This is a genomic window from Evansella vedderi (assembly GCF_030813435.1).
Classification (GTDB): domain Bacteria; phylum Bacillota; class Bacilli; order Bacillales; family Salisediminibacteriaceae; genus Evansella; species Evansella vedderi.
The window spans coordinates 59,793-80,492 of sequence record NZ_JAUSUG010000017.1 but is presented as its reverse complement, the minus strand read 5'-3'; the positions used below and the strand labels follow the sequence as shown (position 1 = coordinate 80,492).

Here is a 20,700-nt window from a genome sequence, read left to right as displayed (position 1 = left end):
TCTTTAGGAAAGGAAAATACATCCTTTCTACAAAAAAACACCTTCCCAAGGTTCTCATCCTTGAAAAAGTGCTTTACTCTGTTTTTGAAAAAATTATTGTTGCGAATGGACGATAGTTTCCACTAAGTTTTCGTAAATGAGGATGGATTCCAACACTTTACTTTGTGCATCCCAAGCTATTTCTGAAGAGATCGCCCCAGATGTAAATACCTGGAAGGCTGGTTCAGCCGTTTGCACCCATTGTTTTCCTAATTCATAAACCGGGTCCCCTTCCCCCCGTGGTTCCACATCACGAAAGGCATTTTTCCACTGTTGCCCAGCTTCTAGCATCCCCTCTATTTCCGATTCACTTAAGGAATCACCAGCCAGTTCTTTAGCAGAAACGGAAGCAGCTTGTTCCATCCAGATGATGCCACGCTCCATAAAATGAGCCCATTCTTCTGAAACTTCTCCGGCTTCAGGTGCTACACCGAAGCCTTTAATGTATGTTTCCTGCTGTAATTCCTCATATACACTTGCAATTTTATCTGCATCTTCTCTCGTATAACCAACACCGACAAAAAGAAAATAAGGATCCGTATTTTCTGTTAAAACTCCTGGCAAGCCTTTAGAATGAAAATTGTTTACTGTTTCCGTTCCCTTTTCCGTTGTGGAAAAGGCTCCACCTTGAACGACAAAGAATTCTGCAATGGGAATGGGATGGCCTAACGCTTCATTATCTCCTACCACTGGTGATTCCTGCTCCGTCGTAACTCCACCATTTTCCGATCCATTCACTAAGGCTGGTGTTTCATTATCTGTAAAAATGTTTAATAGCATTAGTCCAAAGGCACTCCCTACTACAATAGCGGCAACAATCGATAAGAAGAGGGAGTTAAATAGAAATTCTAAATTAAATTTAATAGGACGCCTTTTTTTTCTTCCAAAGGGAGGTAATCTAGGTCCGTAGTCCCGCTTCCCATCGTCCCAAAAGGGCATGGAACGATCTGTTTTCTCTTCTCGGATTTTTCCTAAATCTACTACATTAGTAGACTTGTCCTTTTCCTTGTCCTTTTCCTCCTTGTCAAATGACATCCAGCCAGTTTGAGTTTCTTCTTTAGCAGCGGCAACTTCCTCGTGATTTGTATATGGCTTATTAGACTTAACGTCTTGTTTCCGTTCATAATATGGCTTTTCTTTTCCGTTGAGACGAATAGATATATTATTTTTCTTCTCCACTTCTACCTGACTCCTTCCTCTCTAGGACTCGTTGATATATTCTATTAGGAAAAAGAGAATACTAGAACGGAAAAATAATATATTTTTGAAAAAAATGATAGATTTTTAGAAGGGGAAAATGAAAGAGTTATTACAGAAAAAAGCCTTCCCTTGAATGGGAAAGCTTCTATTAATTAGTCTTCGTCATCAGTGTCAGTAGTGGATCTTGAGCTAGAGCTGGTATTGGTTTCACTATTCCTAGGGAGCGGGTTTGTTTTGTACCTGGTAGTCCCTAATGGGAATACGCTAAGCTATAAAACTAGTGAAATACCAATTAACGATTTTTTCACCGAAAAAATAAGCTGTTAATGCCCCTAATACGATATAAGGTCCGAAGGCCATTGGTTGGCCCCGCTTTACTTTTCCAAAGATCATTCCGATTAACCCAAGGAATGCTCCGTAAAAGGAGGAAAATAAAAATGCAAGTAAAATACCTTGCCAGCCTAATACAAAACCTAGTACGGCAAAGAGCTTTATATCTCCACCGCCCATACCGCCCTTACTGACGATAGCGATAAGAAGTGGAAGGGTAAAGCCGATGGCCGCACCAAGATAGGCATCCCACCATGGGTCTAAAGGTATAAATAGGCGGGTAATAACAAAGAACACACCGAAATAGAGGAGAACTTTATCTGGAATAAGCATATAAGCCATATCTGATACAAAAATAATCATTAATAGAGAAATTAGTGCCCAAGCGATGAGCAATTCTTTTGACCATCCAACCAGTAATGGCGAGATCGTAAAAAGAGTTGCCGTCGTTATTTCAACAAATGGATAAATGGGAGAAACACGCCCCCCACAATTTTTACACTTGCCCCGAAGGAATATGTAAGAGAGAACAGGTATGAGTTCTAAGGGAGTTAGCTTTCGCTGACAACCTGTACAGTGAGAGGCCGGAAAAATGATAGATTGGTTCTTCGGAACACGAAGACCAACAACATTATAAAAGGACCCCAACAAAAGTCCTAGGGCGAACGAATATGTATAAAGGAGGATTTCCATAGATTGTTTCAGTCCTTTTAGTTGAGTGGAATTAAGGGAAAACCCTCTTCGCTCTTGGTAAGAGGGTTAAAGAAAATTGCTAGAAGTGGGAAACACGGTTTCTTCCTTGCTGCTTTGCCCCTGTGTACATGGCACGGTCTGCGTTCCTTAATACAGACATGGCCGTTTCATTAGGCTCTGACTTTACAGCAACCCCGATGCTTGCTGTGATACGGATAGACTTCCGTTCCCGTCCCTTTAGATCATCGGACACGGTAAACAGATGACTCTCAATCTCGCTTCGTAGTGCTTCTGCTATTTTTTCTGCATACAATACATTAGACCCTTCCAGGAGAACAACAAATTCTTCTCCACCGTATCGTGCTACCATTCCACTTTCATCAATGGTTTCTTTCAAAACACTTGCTACCTGGCAAAGGACCTCATTACCACTATGATGTCCATACGTGTCATTAATTTTCTTAAAGTGGTCTAAATCCAATAGAATGATAGCAAAACTATCTTCCATTGCTGGAGTTTCATATTTTTCGAGAATTAAATTCTCAAAATAACGATAATTGTAAAGGTTAGTTAAGGCACAGCGTTCGCTTTCCTTTTGTTTCTGTTCGTAATTTCTTGCATTTTGTACAGCAACGGCTAAGTAATTAGCCATAATTTCTAATATTTTTAAATGACTTTTCTCAAAGGCCCGCTTCCGATGAGATACGAGGGTAATAACCGCCACAACCTCGTGATCTCGAATACAAGGTACTGACATAATAGACTGAATATTATCAATGTTGCATTCCCCTTGCAAATATTCCCATTGCTTAGCATTGGAAAAGAATAGGGACTGCCTTTCTTGAAAAACTTTGTTACTAACCTTATCAATTGTCCCGTGCTTCGTCTCCATAGCCGGATAGATTTGGGTCAGCTTTAGCTTCTTATCTTCCGTTTCATATAGATACGTGTAGTCAACAGAGAAAACGGAGGCAACTGTTTTAAAGAATAAATCGATTATTTTTTTCACAGAGAGCCCTTCGTTTACTTGGAAACCGAAGGAGCTGACCTGCTTTAACAGCTTTCCAGTCCGCTCACTTTCGTTATAAAGCTTTAAGATCAAGGATACACTGACCAGTGGCACTCCGACTAATACAATGGCTAAGTAACCCACCTCTTGGTAAAAGAGGACTAAGGTGATCCCTACAGGAACAATTAATATGGCGGTCATCGCTTCCCATGCAAGGGCTTCATCAAAGAAACGTGTATTTTTAAGTTTAACTACATATTTTCGAACGATAAAAATAAGCCAGTTATTTAGAAAGAAATACGTAAATGCATAAATAATAATTGGAAATACCATATCCATAAGGGCGATTTCCGAGAAATTTCCCGTAGTGCCGCCAACTAGATAATAAACACTTGCTGCGGATATGGAAACGATTAAGAAGATAAAGGAATTAAGAGGATATCGGTATATTTCCGCCTTTGGTAATCTTAAACTCATGAGAGAGGTCATCATGGCGAGTTGCATAACGAAGGCTTCCACAAACAAGCCAAATTGCAGGAACACCGCTAAGGATATACCATGTAAAGGTACGATATTGGTATGACGAAAACGAATAGGAAACCAGGATGCAATCAAGATTAAACATAAAAATGCTAGGATAGTGCCCCAATGTTCTTGTACAACTGGTATTCCATTTATACTAAAAAAATAGATAAATATAGGAAAAGTGAGAGTCCAAATAACCCAAATTCCTTTTTGCTGCCGCTTCGTCACGTCATACCCTCCCCCCGAAACCTTGACGTTATTATCAACACGTACATAAACATTTTACTACAGTAAAGAATTGTAAAAAAGAAATATTCTGTTAATTTTTCCGATAAAACAAAAGTAGTTCCATATAACCAGTTCCGTTCTAAATGGTGAACGATAGTTCAGTAAAAAATATTAAATTGCCATTTTTTATCTTTATATAGAACAGCTTCGTTACTGTGGAATTAGGCTTTTATCACTAATATATAAGTATATATATAATTCGATAAAATCCAATATTATCCTTCTTTTTTACAAAAATAAATAAATTTGTTACCTTTCCCCTAGCTTGGAGTTAATATGTTCCTCACTTCTCCAATAAACTGATTAGAGCCCGTTATTAGGAGAACTTCGTCATGATGATACCCTTTCCAGTCCTTTAACCAAATAAATGGATCGTTAACAACCGTTACCGTATCGTTATCGCTGAATTGACTTACATCCATTGCCCGTTCAGATTGAAAGGTGGTTATATATACATGATTCGATAGCTCCTGTAATTGGCGAATCATCCCCATATAATCTTTGTCTTTCATTGCGGAAAAAAGAATATGTATCTCTTTATTATTATACATTTTCTTCATGGATTCAATGGTTATGGCGATTGCGTCAGGGTTATGGGCCGTATCTAATACAATAGTCGGATTTGTGTTAACAATTTCATTTCTGCCTGGGAGGATCGCATTTTTTACCCCAGTAATGATGTCTTCATCGTCAACCATCACCGCATAAAATTGCTTTAAGTAGTCCAAAGTCATGATGGCAAGAGCGGCATTTTTCCCTTGATGGTCTCCAAGCATCCCTAAAGTAACATTTTTTAGATTACGATAAGGTGCTTCGTAATCAATTTTTTGTACCCCTTCTTCCAAAAAAGTATGGAAATGAACCTTTTCCTCTAAGCGGTAAATGGCTGATTTCTTTTGTTTTGCTTCCCCTTGAAGTACTGGAAGAACATGTTCTCCGCAAGAAGTCATTACTGGGACTCCAGCTTTAATAATTCCAGCCTTTTCTGAGGCAATTTCCTCCACTGTTTCCCCTAAAAATGCTTGGTGGTCTAAGGATACATTTGTAATGATGGAAACAAGGGGAGTAATTACATTGGTTGCATCATTTCTTCCTCCCATCCCTGTTTCGATAATGGCAAGATCTACTGGCTTTTTAAAGGAAAAAAAATAGAAGGACATGGCAGTAATTAATTCAAATTCACTAATCATTTCCCCCATTTCCTCTTCCACCGTTAAGACTCCAGACTCTATTTCAGACAGAACGTTCACAAACTCCTCCTCTGACATAGGTTCATTGTTTACAGCCATTTGATGTCTATAGTCCCCTGGAACAGGAGTCATGTAAGTACCTACAAACATCCCCGATTCCTGTAAAATGGAACGTAGAAAAGTAACGGTAGACCCCTTTCCATTCGTACCAGCTACATGGATGGTCTTCACCTTTCTTTCCGGGTGACGAATTTCCTCCATTAATCGTTCCATTCTCGTTAAGTCATATCGAATTCCCGCTGCTTTTCTTGTTTGTACAAAGTCCATTGCAGCATTGTATGTATTTATCATTGTTTAACAACCTCCATCTATGAGAACAATTGATTTTTCCATCATTCCATGCCATCATTACTTTACCATAGGCAGTATATATTCTGAAAGGCTTATACATAGATGATGAAGGTGATTAATGATGGAAAAGGATGTAGAAACAGTTGGATTATTAGTATATCGTGAAGAGGATATTAGGCGGAATGAACGCTTTATTTCCCTCTTAAAGGAGTCTGCAAAAGGACAAGGACATTCCCTTTTGTTGTTCACATTGGAACAATTAATTTGGAAAATCGAAGAGGGAAAAGTACCTTTTAGTGTAGAAGGAGAGAAAGGCCCTTCCTATATGATTAATCGTTCCGTTTCTCCTTGGTTAAATGAAATGGCTGCTTTTGCAGGAATACCCGCCTTTAATTCTCCATTTGTTGCAAGAATTGCTAATGATAAGCGACTAGCACATGCTTATTTTCAACAAAAAAATATACCGATGCTGCAAACAGTTTCCACAACGAAGGAGCGTTTGCAAAGTATTGGGGATATGCCATTACCCTTCCCCTTTGTAATGAAAGATCCGCTAGGCAGAGGGGGAACTGGCGTCCAATTAATTTCGTCTGCGGAGGAATTAGCTTCTGGATTACAAAAAATCCAAAAAGATGTCATTATTCAGCCTGTATGCGGACAGCCTGGGAAAGACCTTCGGGTTTATATTGTTGGAAATAAAGTGGTAGGTGCTGTTTTACGGCAATCTGTCAATAGGAACGAAATTCGAGCTAACATTTCCACTGGGGGAACTTCTCGGCTTTATGAACTAAATAATCTGGAAAGGGCTTTCCTTGAAACGATGTGTAAAGATATTACATTAGATTTTGTCGGTATTGATTTCCTTTTCGATGAAGGGGGTAACCTCCTTTTTAATGAGATGGAGGATGCTGTAGGGTGTCGCAGCTTATATATGAACAGCTCCATTAATATTGCAGATGTATTCTTGGAATATGTTAATAGGAGACTGAATTTGTGATGAGCTAATAAAGAGAGAGGGCTAATGGTTTAAATACCGCTGAGCCCCCCCTTTTATATTATTTTTTAGCGTTCTAGTAAGTCTGTAAAATTTTTATAAATACTGTATTTCTGTATTCCTCTAGTTTGTTTAAGGGCTTGTTTTACATACTTAGTGGCTAGTTCCAAGTTACCTTCCTTTTTGTATAACTCCCCTAAAACTGTATCTTTCATCCACTTTTTATTAAGAGTTTCGGCAATGGAACGTGCTTTATAAAAATTCTCTTCTTCTATCAAAATAGATGTATAATAATAGTCTCGATAAACTGGTTGGTTTATTTTATCAACGTACTCTCTAGCACCATTTAAATCACCTTTATAAAGGGCGTATGTAGTTTGAAATATCGGGAGTTTGGAAGAGTTATTATACTTTTCCTTTACTTTTGCAAAAGCCTCATCCACCTCTTTATCAACTTTGTTTGCAATGGAATAGAGGAAATAATAAGTAGGATCACTTTTATTCTCCTTCAAAAACTTCTCAGCAACTGAAATATTGTTAGTCAATAAAACAGGACTTATCAACATGAAGAAATACAACGCAACCATTCCAATAATAATAAAGAAGCTAATAACTACACTTACACCAAAAAAGGCTAAAATAAAACTCACTAAAAAGATAAGGACAATAAATACAAAACTACGATTCATCTTTTTTTCCTCCACTGAGCTTCCGCTTCATTACTTGAATAATTCTTGATTGAAGGCATAAATCACCGCCTGTGTTCGATCATGGACTTCCAACTTACTCAAAATATTACTCACATGTACCTTAACCGTTTTTAAAGCAATAAATAGCTCATCAGCAATTTCTTGGTTCGTCTTCCCTTTCGTCATGAGCATTAACACTTCCATTTCCCTTTCTGTCAAATGGTCATGGCGGTGAATCTCTGGCTTCTGGCGCATTTTGGACATGATTTTTCCCGTTACTTCAGGCTCTAATATGGACTGACCTTGGTAAGTTGCACGGATCGCTTCGGCAATATCTTTTGCTTTGGAGGTCTTCAACATATAGCTCGTTGCCCCCGCTTCCAGTGCGGGATAAACTTTTTCGTCGTCTAGAAAGCTTGTGACAATGATAATCCTCGCTTCCGGCCATTGGGATATGATGTTTCTCGTTGCTTCGATTCCATCCATTTTTTTCATGACTAAATCCATTAAAATAATATCTGGCTTTAACTCAAGTGCCAGCTTTACTGCATCTCCCCCATCATCTGCTTCCGCCATCACTTCAATATCTGGCTGGGCTGACAAATAGGAGGAAACGCCAATTCGAACCATCTCATGATCATCTGCAAATAAAACTTTAATCATTCTCCTCGCCCCCTCTTCGATATGGAACTTTTATTTCTAATCTGCTGCCCTCCCCTTCGACACTTACTACCTTTAATGTCCCGCCAATTTCCTCTGCACGTTCATGCATATTTTGTAAGCCATAGGAACCATTGGACTTCCCTTCTTCCACATTGAAGCCAATACCGTCATCGGAAATTCTCATAATAACCATTCCATCCCGCTCAATGAGCAAGACATTCAGGTGGTCTGCCTTGGAATGTCTCAGTGCGTTGGATACTGCCTCCTGTAGAATACGAAACAAATGATCCTCCACACCCTTTTCTAGCTGAAGGGGCTCCAATTTCCAGTCTATCGTCATAGGTACCTTCTGCCTTAACTCCATTAGTAATTCCTCCATTCCTTCATGGAGAGATTTCTCCTTTAATGCGATTGGACGTAAATGGAGGAGTAAGGCGCGCATTTCTAATTGAGATTGATCGATCATTTTTTCTACTAGTCCTAGCTGTTTTTTCACAACTGGATCTTCCGGAGGATTACCTTCATTGATGGCAGACATCATCATAGATGCTGCAAATAATTGCTGGCTAACGGAATCGTGAAGCTCCCTTGCCAGTCGGCTACGTTCTTGGAGTACAACCTCCTGCAGGCTTTTCTCCCGTTCCTCCGTCCTTTCGGAAACAAGTCGTTGAGAAAGCTGTGTCTGCTGAATTAATTTATTTTCTACTTGTAAAAGCTTTTGTTGTATAAGAAATAAATCCTTATTTTTTTCCATCGGTTCGGTTGTAAGCCGTTGACCTTTCATTATTTCTTCCAGTCGTTCCTCTAGGTAATGTAGCTTCCCGCGGATTTGTATCCCGTAAATGGTACCTGTGGCGATGCCAAATACTCCGATTATGGAAAGGAGAAGAACAATATAAGGTATGTCGAAAAGTCTTCCTTGCCACAATACATTCCATTCCTCTATTGGAAATAGGATAAAGGTTGTTCCTAAGAGGAAAATGGCCAGCAAGAAAGAGCTAAGCAGTCCAACTACTATTTGTTTTATAATGAGGCTCATATGCGTTTCACCTCAATATCTCCTGACATAAGCGAGGTGACAATCTTCACTCTGGGTGCACCTGTTCCATAATCCTCCGTTTGATAGGATAGGCTTTGGTTAAATAGCTGTAGATGCTTTTTGTTAAAAATGGTTGCCCTTCCGAATAAGGAACTGTGAAGAATAGATACCTCCACATCATAAGGCACATATATTTTTACGTTCCCAACCACCTGACGGATGGAGATGACAGGATCGTCTGGTAAAACTGTATTGCTTAAGTCAATAATTTTGTCACCAAATCCACCATGAACGTTTATATCGCGCCATTGATACGGTTTTTCAGAAGTTTTTTCACTTCCAAAAAAACGGTTTCTAAATAATGGCTCCACATAGACCAGGTTTTCATGTGTTTGTGAAGCGCCCGTACCTTGTTGATGTCGGGAATTTGCAGGGTCAACTTTCTCTGGTTCATCTGTCGATTTTTTGTAATGAATAAAAAATAAAGCAATGGCTGCTATCACTAGAAAACGGACGGCTAGCATATTTATAATCGTCAAAAATAAAATAATAATTCCAACCCAAAATAGTACTTTCCCAATTGTTTTATGGTAATTCTTCCTGCCAATAAAGCTTAAAAAGGAAAAGAGTAGGAGGGTAAAAACTAGTCCACTATTGAAAAAGAACAATTCAATAAAAAGAAGAGCAATTCCAATCAGGAAGATCCAATTAAATGTACTTGTGGGAATTCGGTTAAGCATTATTGCCCTCCTTTCTTGTTTTTGAAGACGTAGGCTGGGAAGTATTCATTGGTTGTTTTACTGCCATAGGTAAAATTATACTTCGTTTATCATACCACTTTTTTACTATTTTTCCGCTGTTATCTTCCGTTCTTTTAAATCTTTTTCTAGTTGAGCTATTTTACTATCAAAGGTATTTTCGTAATAAACTCGATTCATTTTCTTTTCTAAGTATTCCATATAACATTCCATATCGTTAATACGAGAGTAGGGCTTCTCACTTGATTCCACCACTACCTTATTCATTTGATAGCTCCCCTTTGTCTTTCAAAGTTTGTGAATGGGTCGTCACTTGCGGAAGTCTTGTTAAATATGATTTCCTCTTCCCTATTATTATCGTTCCAGTTTTTATACAGCGTGTATAGGAAGTAGGCAGCTACTAAGCCAATAATGGCATAAAGGTTGGATGTTGCCATGCTAAGGACGAGTAAGCCGATGAGTACCCAAGCTACTTTTGCAACAATGGATTCAGCTTTGATGAATTTTTTAAAGATAATATAAAGCAGGTAAATGCATAATCCTAAGAAGACCATTGGCCCTAGGTTTGCTAGTAAAATGAAGATTGCAATTAATGATAATACAAATAACATAAACTTTTTCAATTTGTGTTCCTCCCCTCTCATTTCTTGTCTCTATCATATCCTGGGGGAGGATTTTCAATAATGAGCTTGAGACATAATTTGACTAAGACTTAAGGAGTATTGGCGGGTAGACCTCTATGCAAGTAAAAATTTGCACCATGGAGCACGAAAATACAAGATCATTATTGCAGTTGGTGTGAGCGGAAGCCCACGAGAAGCCGACTGTCTCTTCTTCTACAAGCTTATGCTTAGTAGCCTATGCGTCGACAACTCGAAGCTTAGTCAAGTGGCATCACGCGTGATGCCTCTCTGATGTAAACGCTTGTTCCTGCGGGAACAGCGAGCCAGACAGGACCCCACAGGCGTAAGCCGAGGAGGCTTGCGGTACGCCCGCGGAAAGGGAGTGGGCTGCAGCGAATACCAACACAGTATTTGTATTTTCAGGGTAGACCTGGGAAATAAAATATTATCGCTTTCATAAAAGGGTTTTGAAGCACGAAGTTCATTATGTACTTAGGTTTCGTGTTCCATAATGTGGTTTTGATACGCGAAGTTTATCAAATACTTCGTTTTCGCGTTCCATAATATGCTTTTGTAACGCGAAGTTCAGTAAATACTTCGATTCGTATTTTTTATGATGGCTTTGAAGCCCAATTTTCAAGGAGTTCCAGATTCAAAAAAATTACAACATTTTTTATTATACTTATAAAAGTCATGTTATAGTTAAGATAGCATGGTAGGAAGACATTAGGGGTGTTCTCGAATGGCAAATATTATTTTATTTGATGGGATTTGTAATTTTTGTAATAGCAGTGTGCAGTTTATTATAAAAAGGGATCCTAAGGGGATATTTAAGTTCGCTTCTTTACAGAGTGATGTGGGAAAAAAGCTATTAAAGGAGCAAGGTATACCTAATGATTTAGACAGTTTTATTTATATAGAGGGTGACCGCTACTACTTTAAATCTACTGCCGCCCTCCGTGTTTGTAAAAAATTATCTGGGCCTTGGAATCTCTTGTACCCTCTCATAATAGTGCCACGCCCAATTCGAAATTTCGTTTATGACATCATTGCAAAGAATCGTTACCGATGGTTTGGAAAACAAAAGGAATGCATGCTCCCCTCAGAAGGGATTAAAAAAAGATTTTTACAGTAATAGAGGGTGAATCCGTATGAATTCACCCTCTGTTTTTTATACCTTCAGTTTATAAAGATTTTCATATGCTTCGGCTAGTTTGTTAGAGATTGGTTTTTCCTCCGGCATTTTCGTGTCATCTATTGTATGTATCGGCATCACCTCTACACCTGTACTGGTGAAGAAAGCTTCATCTGCATTTTTCAAAAATGCCACATCAAATTCCTCTTCCTTCATTGGAATGTGTTCCTGTGCGGCTAATTCGAATACTTTTGCTCGAGTAATCCCGTGTAATATTCGTTTTGTAGCAGGGTGAGTGTATATGACGCCATCCTTCACAGCAAAAACATTGCTGCTGGAACCTTCCGTAACGATCCCGTCTCTAGCAAAAATAGCTTCCCCGCAGTTTTTCGATACTGCCTTTTGTTTTGCCATGATGTTCGGAAGTAGATTCAACGATTTAATATAGCAATTTAACCAGCGCTCATCTTCTAATACGATGGCTGCAGCACCTTTGTTTTTGTCACCTAATGGCCTAGCATTTCTTACTGTCATGGAAAAAACAGCGGGAACACCTGGATAATGATGCTGCCGTGGGGAAATCCCCCTTGTGAGCTGGAAGTAGATTTCTGCTTCCTCCATTTCAGAACGGGACAATCCTTCTAAAATAATTTCCTTCATTTTTTCCAAAGAAAACGGGAATGTCAGATCAATGGCATCTGCGCTTTTTCTAAAACGCTCCAGATGCTCCTCTAATAAAAACACTTTTCCCCCATACACTCGAACAACTTCATATATACCGTCACCAAATTGGTGAGCACGTTCTTGAATTGGGACAACTTTATCGTCGATTCCTACAAATTTGTCGTTATAAAATGCAATTTCTCCCATTTTATTCCCTCCCATTCAATAAATTTATCTTTACCCGTATCATACTACAACTTTTCTATATAATCACTTAAAGAATGTAATTTAAAGTCTGCTCGTCCAACAGTAGTTTTAGCAGTAAGCATTGAGTTAATGATGGCTTCCTCTGTAGCCTCCGCTATTGCATGGAAGGGCTGATCCAGCTCTTCTTCATGGAGATACGTTTGAGTAAGTATTTTTTTCTTAGAATCGTGTGATACATGACCTGCTGTGGTAAAACCAATGACTATATCTCCACTGCCATGGCTCATTTTCGAACCAGTTCGGCTAAGGCCAACTCCACACCGTTTAATAATCCTTTCCAACTGCCTTTCAGAAACAGGGAGATCTGTCGCAACAAGGATGATCACAGAGCCTTTATCTTCATTATTCGTCTTCTCTTTCTTTAGCTCGGAAATGGTCGATCCTACATTTTTCCCATCAATGGTGAGGTCGTGTAGCTTTCCGAAATTAGTTAAGACGAGGACACCGAGAGTATAGTCGTTTCCTTCAATGTTGATCACTCGCGATGCGGAGCCAATTCCACCTTTTAGACCGAAACATTTCATCCCTGTCCCAGCACCAATGGCACCTTCTTCAAAATCATGGATGGCATTTTTAATTGCTTCGTTTACATGATTTTCGTTAATAATAATTTCCCTAATATCGTTGAGGTGCATATCATTGCACTCCGCTACAACGGGATTAATTGTTCCAGTAGTACGTCCAATTTCTGGGTTATCCTTGAGCATGTATTTGATGAGTGCCGTTGAGCAGTTTCCCACACTTAACGTGTTGGTTAGTAGAATCGGTGTCTCTATAGTTCCCAATTCGTTAATTTGTATAAGACCAGTAGTCTTACCGAAACCGTTTAACACGTGGCTCGCTGCCACCACTTTTTCCTTGAATAAGTTTCCTTGATGAGGAAGGATAGCTGTAACACCAGTATTGATTTCTCCTTGTTGGATCGTTGTATGACCTACCGTAACACCTTTAACATCAGTAATTTTATTGAGGGGGCCTGTTGGTAGAGAACCAATCTTGATGTTCCATTCCCTTGCCCGTTTGAGTGTAGTCATTGTCTATCTTACCTCACGATCATTCTTAGAATTTTAATTCATGCTGTATCTTTGTTAACTGCACGAAATCTTTGTTGAAAAATGCTTTCGTGTAGTTGAACCCGGTTTCAATGCTCGAAATAATCGCTGTTCTCCGTTTTCGTGCACTCGGACCCTATCCACTGCACAAAACTATCCCTAAAATACCATTTCCATGTACTTATGAATGTCAGAGAATTGCTTCCACCTTAATTTATCCAATTTATAGAAAGAAATCCAAGGGTGTATTTCCCTTGGATTTCTCGAACAAACTTGTTTATTTTTTTAGCTCTTCTAAACGTGCTTTTACCTTCTCACGTTGTTCGAGGTAATCCTTTTCCTTCTCTCGCTCTGCGGCGATAACTTTTTCTGGAGCCTTTGCTACGAAGCCTTCGTTACTTAGTTTTTTCTGAACACGAGTTACTTCTCCATCAAGGCGTTTTAGCTCCCCTTCAAGACGTTTGATCTCTGCATCTAAATCCAATAAGCCAGCTAGAGGTAAGTAAAGCTCTACCCCTGATAAAACGGAGCTCATGGATTTTTCAGGAGCAGTTAATCCTGTTCCCACCTTTAATTCACTCGGACGACAGAAGCGTTGGATATAAGCTTCACCTCGGTTTAATTGATCGAGAATAGTTTCTGAATTGGCATTCACAAGGAGTGTAATTTCCTTACTCATTGGTACATTCAGCTCTGCCCGAGTGTTACGAACGGAGCGAATAATCTCTTGCAATAGCTGCATATCCTTTACGGCTTGCTCATCAACAAGATTCTCATCTCTTGTTGGCCATGCTGCCACGGTAATGGATTCCCCTTTATGAGGCAGGTGCTGCCAAACTTCCTCCGTAATAAATGGCATGAATGGGTGCAACAGACGCATCGTTTGATCTAATACGTATGCTAATACGGAACGGGTCGTGTGCTTCGCTTCTTCATCATCGCCGTTCAACGGGAGCTTCGCCATTTCAATGTACCAATCACAGAAATCATCCCAGATGAAGTTGTATAGACTACGGCCCACTTCACCAAATTCATAGGCATCGATGAACCTAGTCACTTGTGAAATTGTCTCTTGAAGGCGAGTTAAAATCCACTTGTCAGCGATAGATTTCTTACCGCTAAAATCAATTTCCTCATACTTTAAGCCGTTCATATTCATTAAGGCGAAACGGGAGGCATTCCAGATTTTATTTCCAAAGTTCCAGTTCGCTTCAACCTTTTCCCAGTAAAAACGAAGGTCATGCCCAGGGGAGCTACCAGTTGATAGGAAAAAACGAAGTGCGTCTGCACCGTATTTATCAATAACATCCATCGGGTCAACACCATTACCCAAGGATTTACTCATCTTACGTCCTTCAGAGTCACGAACTAAACCGTGAATCAATACGTCTTTAAATGGTCGCTCTTCAGTAAAATGAAGTCCTTGGAAAATCATACGCGCTACCCAGAAATAGATAATGTCGTAGCCTGTTACTAAAACGTCAGTTGAATAGTAACGTTTGTAGTCAGCTGCCTCTTCATTCGGCCAACCCATTGTTGAAAAAGGCCATAGAGCAGAGCTGAACCAAGTGTCGAGAACATCTTCATCCTGCTCCCAGTTTTCCGCATCTTCAGGAGCTGTACGACCTACGTAAAGCTCACCTGTTTCCTTATGGAACCATGCTGGAATTCGATGTCCCCACCACAGTTGACGGGAAATACACCAGTCACGGATGTTTTCAATCCAGTGTAAGTACGTTTTTTCAAAACGGTCTGGAACAAAGTTTACTTTGCCTTCTGACTTCTGAAGCTCGATAGCTTTTTCCGCTAATGGTTTCATTTTTACGAACCATTGTGTAGAAAGATAAGGCTCAACAACAGCGCCACTTCGCTCCGAGTGACCAACGCTGTGCATGTGATCCTCGATTTTAAAGAGAATTCCCTCTTCTTGAAGGTCTTTTACAATTTGTTTTCTACATTCAAAACGGTCCATCCCTTGATACTTTCCAGCGTTTTCGTTCATTTTCCCTGCTTCGTCCATAACAAGAACGCGCTCAAGGTTGTGACGGTTTCCGATTTCAAAGTCATTTGGATCGTGTGCTGGAGTAATCTTTACTGCCCCCGATCCAAACTCCATATCAACGTAATCATCGGCAACAATTTCAATTTCTCGGCCTACAATTGGCAGTTTTACTTTTTTCCCGATGAGGTGTTTATAGCGGTCGTCATTCGGGTGAACAGCTACAGCAGTATCCCCAAGCATCGTTTCTGGACGAGTTGTAGCAACTTCAATGTGCCCACTTCCATCCACTAATGGATACCTCATGTGATAAAAGGCACCTTGAACGTCCTTATAAATAACCTCGATATCCGATAGGGCTGTTTTTGTCTGTGGATCCCAGTTGATAATATACTCACCGCGATAAATTAGTCCCTCTTCATATAAGCGGACAAATACTTCCCTAACGGCGTCAGATAGACCTTCGTCTAATGTGAAACGTTCGCGGGAATAGTCGAGGGATAGACCTAGCATTGACCACTGCTTACGAATGGTATCTGCATACTCTTCTTTCCACTCCCATGACTTCTCTAGGAATTTTTCACGTCCTAGGTCGTAACGGGATAAGCCTTCTTCCTTCAGTTTTCCCTCCACCTTTGCCTGAGTTGCAATCCCTGCGTGGTCCATCCCAGGGAGCCACAATGCATCATATCCTTGCATTCGCTTAACACGAATGAGGATATCTTGAAGTGTTGTATCCCAAGCGTGACCTAGGTGAAGCTTTCCTGTTACATTTGGCGGCGGGATAACAATCGTGTAAGGTGTTTTCTTTTCATCTCCTGTTGCCTCAAAAAACTTACCATTTACCCAAAACGGATACCATTTCGCTTCCGTTTCCTTCGGGTCATACTTTGGCGGCATTGAAACCTCTTTATTTTCCATCTTGCTCTTCCTCCTTATTAATACAAAAAACTCCCATTCGTCATCAAAGGACGAAGGGAGTTATATTTCCTCGCGGTACCACCTTTGTTTACAGTCTGAAAAACATTGGCATCATGTCTCCCAATAAAAAAGGATATATGGGGAACATAGCAAACTGTACACTCAAAAGCTTTTAACGGTGCTGAACCGGCCTTCACTAATAACAAATTAGTAGCGTTCATGAAAGCAACTCCAGGGCGACCTTCCATCCCTACCTCCAAGAAAACCTCCCAGCATCGATTTAGTTATCGATGGTTTTCCTCTCTGATGGGTTCACGATGTACTCTTCCCTTTCAACGTAAATTATCATTTATGTATTGGTTATTTTACCCTTTCTTTTTTAGATAATCAATAGATAAATGTTTAATTAGTCTATAAATATCATTATAGTCACTATTATTGCCATTGCAAGGGTAACACATACCTTGTGTTATTCCTATTCATAACACGCATTTTTCACCATATGCATAATATGATAACAAAGTGCAAGGGGAGGGGACAAAATTGCTTGGAAAACGAAGAATGTTCAGTGGCTTTCGTTGGCCCCGTTGGGTACAGAAGTTTCAGGCTATATTCTTTCAAGTGCTATTACCTTTAATTATCTTTCAATTTATCCGCACATTATTGTTGCCAACAACCTTTGACATGATTTTGTTAGGGATTATGGTCATTCTATATTTGGCCTACACCTTCAATTGGTTTTAATACAAAAAGGCTATTCCCCATTTGCTGATAATGCTCAAGGGAGATAGCCTTTTACTATTTCATCTTTTACTCTTCTTCTGATTCTTTTTTAAAGACACTGTTCATAAACCGGTTAATGCGATTCATTGTTAGGACCTTTTTTTCCAATTGAGTTACTGCTTGGAGCTCTGTAATCTTATTGTCTTCCCTTGTATAGGCATCCACTGATTGGTAGAGACTTTCGGGAAAGGCTAAGTAACTCATAAACAAATGACGTTCCTCATCAAACAGGGCAAAGTGCCTCTCATACAAGTGAAGCCAATGCTGACCTTCCTGCTCATCCCAAGGCCGGGACTGAAAAAAGTGGCGGAACATTAAGGCAAGATCCCTTGATGGGGTGTCTAATACTGCTTTTTCAAAATTAAGGAAATATGCAGTTCCATATTGATCAAAGCAAGTATGTGTCCTGCTTGGTTTACCATGACAAAGGACACTTCGGAAGCTTTTCTTTTCCTTCGCTCCATTTATCCATTCTGAAAGATGCCTCTCTGCTTGTTCTACCATGTGTAAACTCCGTTGGAAATGGGTAAGAAAGGTTAACTGAAATGGAGATAAATACACATTCCCCTCTATTTGATCTGCATACCTTTCCATTTCAAGCCTTCGGTAAGTCCAACGCTTTTTTAACGTTTCATACGACTCTTCTAGAATTTTCTCAGAATATTCCTGTGTTCTTTCCGTTAAACCATGAAGCTTTGCCAGCTCCTCCACCATTACCTCTTCAGGATGTACTGGATGTCTGAATTTTGTATGATCTTCGTACCATGGCATCAAATAATATGCTAAGTCCCCATACCGAAGTACATAATCACCGTATTTGCTAGGGAGGATAGGAACCACATAATGAAATCCTATTCTCTCAAGACGTTTAATCACATGGATGAGCCACTCTGATTCGTCCTTGCCCATCTCCGTCTCTTTTAAAGCATAGATTCCATTAGCAGTGTGAACCTTTTTTACTTTCCCTACCGTCTCGATTTTCTCTGGATAAAGATCATATTGAAATAAAACGGCACCAATAGGTTTTTGTCTAATATGAATATTTGTACTCATACTGTCACCTTCTCCTGTGCCACATCTAGCCATTCCCCTAGTGCTTTCACTAGTAACCTAGATGCCTCCCATTGATAGGTTAGCTTTTCCTTCCAAACTAATAATTCGTCCTTTTCATGGACATCCCTTGTCTTCATTACATATTCAAGAAACTCCCAAGGAGTGAGGCACTCTGCTAGTAAATTCTTCCCATGGTATCCTTTTAAGGAAAACTCTTTATCTATTTCATTTAACAAGGAAAACAAAGAAGTTTGTCCATATCGTTGCAACCATTCAGTTAATACATTCCTCAAAGACCCATAGCCCTTCTCGGGTCTCCCCTTTAAATTAGTCCAATAAAACTGTCCGTAAACCACTTTTCCCTGATCTAATGAACGAATCGGTGCAACAATTGGTTCCTGTTTTCCCCCCGCCTTTTCCTTTATTTCCTTTGCTTTATTATAGCGGAGGCGCGATTCCCTTCTAATCCCTTCTAAAAATCTCATTTCTTCCGTACTATTTTTAGTTAAAAAAGATTGTTGTAAATAAATTTTTAACTTATTATTTGCATATGGGTCATTTATTTCCGTGTCCACATCTTGCATGCCTAAGGAGAAATAGCGACCAAAAAAAGCACCTATTTCATTTTCACGGTTTTTATAGGAAAACAGGCTGGTCACCTCGTCATGGAGGGTGACCCAGCCAGCATCGCTTAAAATTATCCGTTCACCGTGGATTGTTTGAATCATTCTATTCGTGAGACAACCTGTTTTTTCTGCCAGTTGGTCACGCCACTGGACGTGCCATCTTACCCTTTTTTCCTCTGTCCAGTTAGTCAGGCGCTTAACACCCTTTTCTGTGTCAAGGATTTCGCCGTTTATTTTCCACTTACTGTGGTTAAATCCATAGCATTCTTGGAGATATTCTAAACTAAGCATTCATCCTTCCTCCGTTCAAGACTTGGATGTAGGCGTCTGTTTTACTGGAATATAAAGAATTTGACCTTCAGCAACCCGCTCTTCGTTTAAGCGATTCATTCTAATTAAATTACTAACTTGGATGTTATATCTTTCTGCAATAGTTTCAAGGGATTCTCCATCTTGAACTATACACATACGGAGCTTGGAAAATTCCTCCTGATCCCCCTTTGTGAGCATCTTTGTTAAATAGAGGGCATTTTCATCCTTACTAGAAGAAGATTTCTCCGTTTGGTCCCTTCCAGCTTCCTCTTCACCCTCTTCTTCCAACTCATGGGTTTCTTCCACTGCACTTACGGGGCTTGGCTGTGGAGAGAAATTTACAGTTGGTTCTGATCTCACCAATTCTGGTTCCGGAGCGGGTTCCGGTTCTGGTTCAGGCTCCGTTTCTCCTTCATATTCAGGTTCAATTTCCGGATCGGTGTTATAGCTCACAGGTTCTTCATTATTTTCTTCCTGTTCATACTGATCCTCTTCTTCATAGTGTTGTTCGAAGGCAGCATTTCGTTCATAATTTTGGAACTCTTTGCTTTCCCCTTTAATTTCCTCTACACGACTTTCATACTCATCTTTTGTTTCATCATCTGCCGCAGCTTCTCGAACCGCCTCAAAATGAAAGCTTCTTTCATTCATTTCTTCCCTTTCGCTGGAGAAATCATTATATTCTTGAGGACGTGTGTAATAATCATCCGATTCTTCGTCCTGCTGCTCATCATAAGTATCCTCGGGCTCCTCAGTACGCTCATGTTTAATACCGGAAACAGATACATTTGCTTCTAACTCAATACATCCTTTTCCAGGCAATTCGTAATCAAATGCATCTACAGTTACATAAAGATCTTCTAGTCGGTTAATTTTTTCCCTTGGAATCGTTACATCAAGTGGAAAGGAATGACGAATCATACCGATGCCATCATCTGACATGGTTACTTCTTCAACAGAACGGAAAGAAATTTGGTCTGAGTAGGAGTTGCTGTTAGAATCTTGCTCTTTTGGCTTGTATTCACCAAACAATAATAAAGATCCTCTTATAAATACTTGATCATCAGCTTCCCGGATGGAGATATCGGGCTCCAGCGCTAAAGACAATAACTCATCAATTTCTTCACCTTCCCTTAACCATACAGATTCCTTGATGGAAAATGCTAAGGATGACGGTTGTTCATAAGTCAACGTGTTTTCCCCCTTTATTTTAAACTCTGCCCACTCGCTAAGTTGTTCCTAAGCATGATGTAAATAATGCCTTTGTCCACTATTTCCCCCTAAAGTGATTCATACGTTACACTTGTATGTTTCAAGCAATGGAAATATGCCTGTTTCAAAGAAAACAAAGGATTTCCAATAAAACAGAAAAATAGCTTCGCCGTAAATATATATTGTTCATCACTTAAAAGAATGCAAGATTTTTCGGGGACCGGGTCCCCGAACTTTTTGTGAACAAAAAAGAAACCTCCGAATGGGGATGTTATCCCTTCTGAAG

At 39.7% G+C, this 20,700-nt stretch carries 19 protein-coding genes and 1 other annotated feature; of the genes, 3 read left to right on the top strand and 16 right to left on the bottom strand.

Annotation, left to right across the window (positions count from 1 at the left end; genetic code table 11):
* Window positions 1-93: 93 nt before the first annotated feature.
* The 4 genes from J2S74_RS19165 to J2S74_RS19150 all read right to left on the bottom strand — a co-directional run bounded on the left by J2S74_RS19165 (window position 94) and on the right by J2S74_RS19150 (window position 5,625).
* Window positions 94-1,218 (bottom strand): hypothetical protein, encoded by a 1,125-nt coding sequence (locus J2S74_RS19165; RefSeq protein ID WP_307328742.1) that lies wholly within the window; start codon window positions 1,216-1,218, stop codon window positions 94-96.
* Window positions 1,219-1,503: 285 nt separating this feature from the next.
* Window positions 1,504-2,262, bottom strand: a complete 759-nt coding sequence (locus J2S74_RS19160; protein WP_307328739.1) for a prepilin peptidase — start codon at window positions 2,260-2,262, stop codon at window positions 1,504-1,506.
* A 79-nt stretch (window positions 2,263-2,341) separates the two neighbouring features.
* Complete coding sequence (locus tag J2S74_RS19155; RefSeq protein ID WP_307328737.1) at window positions 2,342-4,024, bottom strand: sensor domain-containing diguanylate cyclase; 1,683 nt, start codon at window positions 4,022-4,024, stop codon at window positions 2,342-2,344.
* Between the two features lie 320 nt (window positions 4,025-4,344).
* Entirely contained in the window at window positions 4,345-5,625 is a 1,281-nt protein-coding gene (locus J2S74_RS19150; RefSeq protein ID WP_307328735.1) for a bifunctional folylpolyglutamate synthase/dihydrofolate synthase, read from the bottom strand.
* Between the two features lie 121 nt (window positions 5,626-5,746).
* On the opposite strand from J2S74_RS19150, the gene J2S74_RS19145 reads away from it, so the two are divergent.
* The gene (locus J2S74_RS19145) at window positions 5,747-6,622 is read left to right on the top strand and encodes an ATP-grasp domain-containing protein (RefSeq protein WP_307328733.1); all 876 of its coding nucleotides are present in this window, start codon (window positions 5,747-5,749) and stop codon (window positions 6,620-6,622) included.
* A 65-nt stretch (window positions 6,623-6,687) separates the two neighbouring features.
* Here J2S74_RS19145 and J2S74_RS19140 read toward each other — a convergent pair whose 3' ends face one another.
* The 6 genes from J2S74_RS19140 to J2S74_RS19115 all read right to left on the bottom strand — a co-directional run bounded on the left by J2S74_RS19140 (window position 6,688) and on the right by J2S74_RS19115 (window position 10,391).
* Window positions 6,688-7,308: a hypothetical protein gene (locus J2S74_RS19140; RefSeq protein ID WP_307328730.1), complete on the bottom strand. Its 621-nt coding sequence runs from the start codon at window positions 7,306-7,308 to the stop codon at window positions 6,688-6,690.
* A 30-nt stretch (window positions 7,309-7,338) separates the two neighbouring features.
* A complete protein-coding gene (locus J2S74_RS19135) occupies window positions 7,339-7,971 on the bottom strand; it encodes a response regulator transcription factor (RefSeq protein WP_307328727.1) in 633 nt (210 codons plus the stop codon).
* The gene (locus J2S74_RS19130) at window positions 7,964-9,010 is read right to left on the bottom strand and encodes a sensor histidine kinase (protein ID WP_307328724.1); all 1,047 of its coding nucleotides are present in this window, start codon (window positions 9,008-9,010) and stop codon (window positions 7,964-7,966) included. Before J2S74_RS19130 ends, J2S74_RS19135 begins: the two co-directional genes overlap by 8 nt.
* The gene (gene liaF / locus J2S74_RS19125) at window positions 9,007-9,750 is read right to left on the bottom strand and encodes a cell wall-active antibiotics response protein LiaF (RefSeq protein WP_307328721.1); all 744 of its coding nucleotides are present in this window, start codon (window positions 9,748-9,750) and stop codon (window positions 9,007-9,009) included. Before liaF ends, J2S74_RS19130 begins: the two co-directional genes overlap by 4 nt.
* Window positions 9,751-9,855: 105 nt before the next feature.
* A complete protein-coding gene (locus tag J2S74_RS19120; RefSeq protein ID WP_307328718.1) occupies window positions 9,856-10,035 on the bottom strand; it encodes a hypothetical protein in 180 nt (59 codons plus the stop codon).
* Window positions 10,032-10,391 (bottom strand): lmo0954 family membrane protein, encoded by a 360-nt coding sequence (locus J2S74_RS19115; protein ID WP_307328716.1) that lies wholly within the window; start codon window positions 10,389-10,391, stop codon window positions 10,032-10,034. The genes J2S74_RS19120 and J2S74_RS19115 overlap by 4 nt, the downstream gene beginning before the upstream one ends.
* A gap of 742 nt (window positions 10,392-11,133) precedes the next feature.
* Here J2S74_RS19115 and J2S74_RS19110 point away from each other — a divergent pair.
* Complete coding sequence (locus tag J2S74_RS19110; protein WP_307328713.1) at window positions 11,134-11,526, top strand: thiol-disulfide oxidoreductase DCC family protein; 393 nt, start codon at window positions 11,134-11,136, stop codon at window positions 11,524-11,526.
* Between the two features lie 36 nt (window positions 11,527-11,562).
* Here J2S74_RS19110 and dat read toward each other — a convergent pair whose 3' ends face one another.
* From dat to J2S74_RS19095, 3 genes are all read right to left on the bottom strand, one after another.
* Window positions 11,563-12,396 (bottom strand): D-amino-acid transaminase, encoded by an 834-nt coding sequence (gene dat, locus J2S74_RS19105; protein ID WP_307328708.1) that lies wholly within the window; start codon window positions 12,394-12,396, stop codon window positions 11,563-11,565.
* Between the two features lie 44 nt (window positions 12,397-12,440).
* A complete protein-coding gene (locus J2S74_RS19100; protein ID WP_307328704.1) occupies window positions 12,441-13,490 on the bottom strand; it encodes a DmpA family aminopeptidase in 1,050 nt (349 codons plus the stop codon).
* A gap of 295 nt (window positions 13,491-13,785) precedes the next feature.
* Window positions 13,786-16,428 (bottom strand): valine--tRNA ligase, encoded by a 2,643-nt coding sequence (locus J2S74_RS19095; protein ID WP_307328702.1) that lies wholly within the window; start codon window positions 16,426-16,428, stop codon window positions 13,786-13,788.
* 43 nt (window positions 16,429-16,471) lie between these two features.
* Window positions 16,472-16,773 (bottom strand) — a binding site (T-box leader).
* Window positions 16,774-16,971: 198 nt separating this feature from the next.
* On the opposite strand from J2S74_RS19095, the gene J2S74_RS19090 reads away from it, so the two are divergent.
* A complete protein-coding gene (locus J2S74_RS19090) occupies window positions 16,972-17,172 on the top strand; it encodes a YszA family small membrane protein (protein WP_307328699.1) in 201 nt (66 codons plus the stop codon).
* Window positions 17,173-17,238: 66 nt separating this feature from the next.
* On the opposite strand, the gene ysxE is transcribed toward J2S74_RS19090, so the two are convergent.
* Genes ysxE through spoVID form a run of 3 tightly spaced genes read right to left on the bottom strand, consistent with a single transcriptional unit; the run spans window position 17,239 to window position 20,393 of the window.
* A complete protein-coding gene (gene ysxE / locus J2S74_RS19085; RefSeq protein ID WP_307328698.1) occupies window positions 17,239-18,264 on the bottom strand; it encodes a spore coat protein YsxE in 1,026 nt (341 codons plus the stop codon).
* Window positions 18,261-19,181: a hypothetical protein gene (locus J2S74_RS19080; RefSeq protein WP_307328696.1), complete on the bottom strand. Its 921-nt coding sequence runs from the start codon at window positions 19,179-19,181 to the stop codon at window positions 18,261-18,263. The genes ysxE and J2S74_RS19080 overlap by 4 nt, the downstream gene beginning before the upstream one ends.
* 15 nt (window positions 19,182-19,196) lie before the next feature.
* A complete protein-coding gene (spoVID, locus tag J2S74_RS19075) occupies window positions 19,197-20,393 on the bottom strand; it encodes a stage VI sporulation protein D (RefSeq protein WP_307328693.1) in 1,197 nt (398 codons plus the stop codon).
* Between the last annotated feature and the right edge of the window lie 307 nt (window positions 20,394-20,700).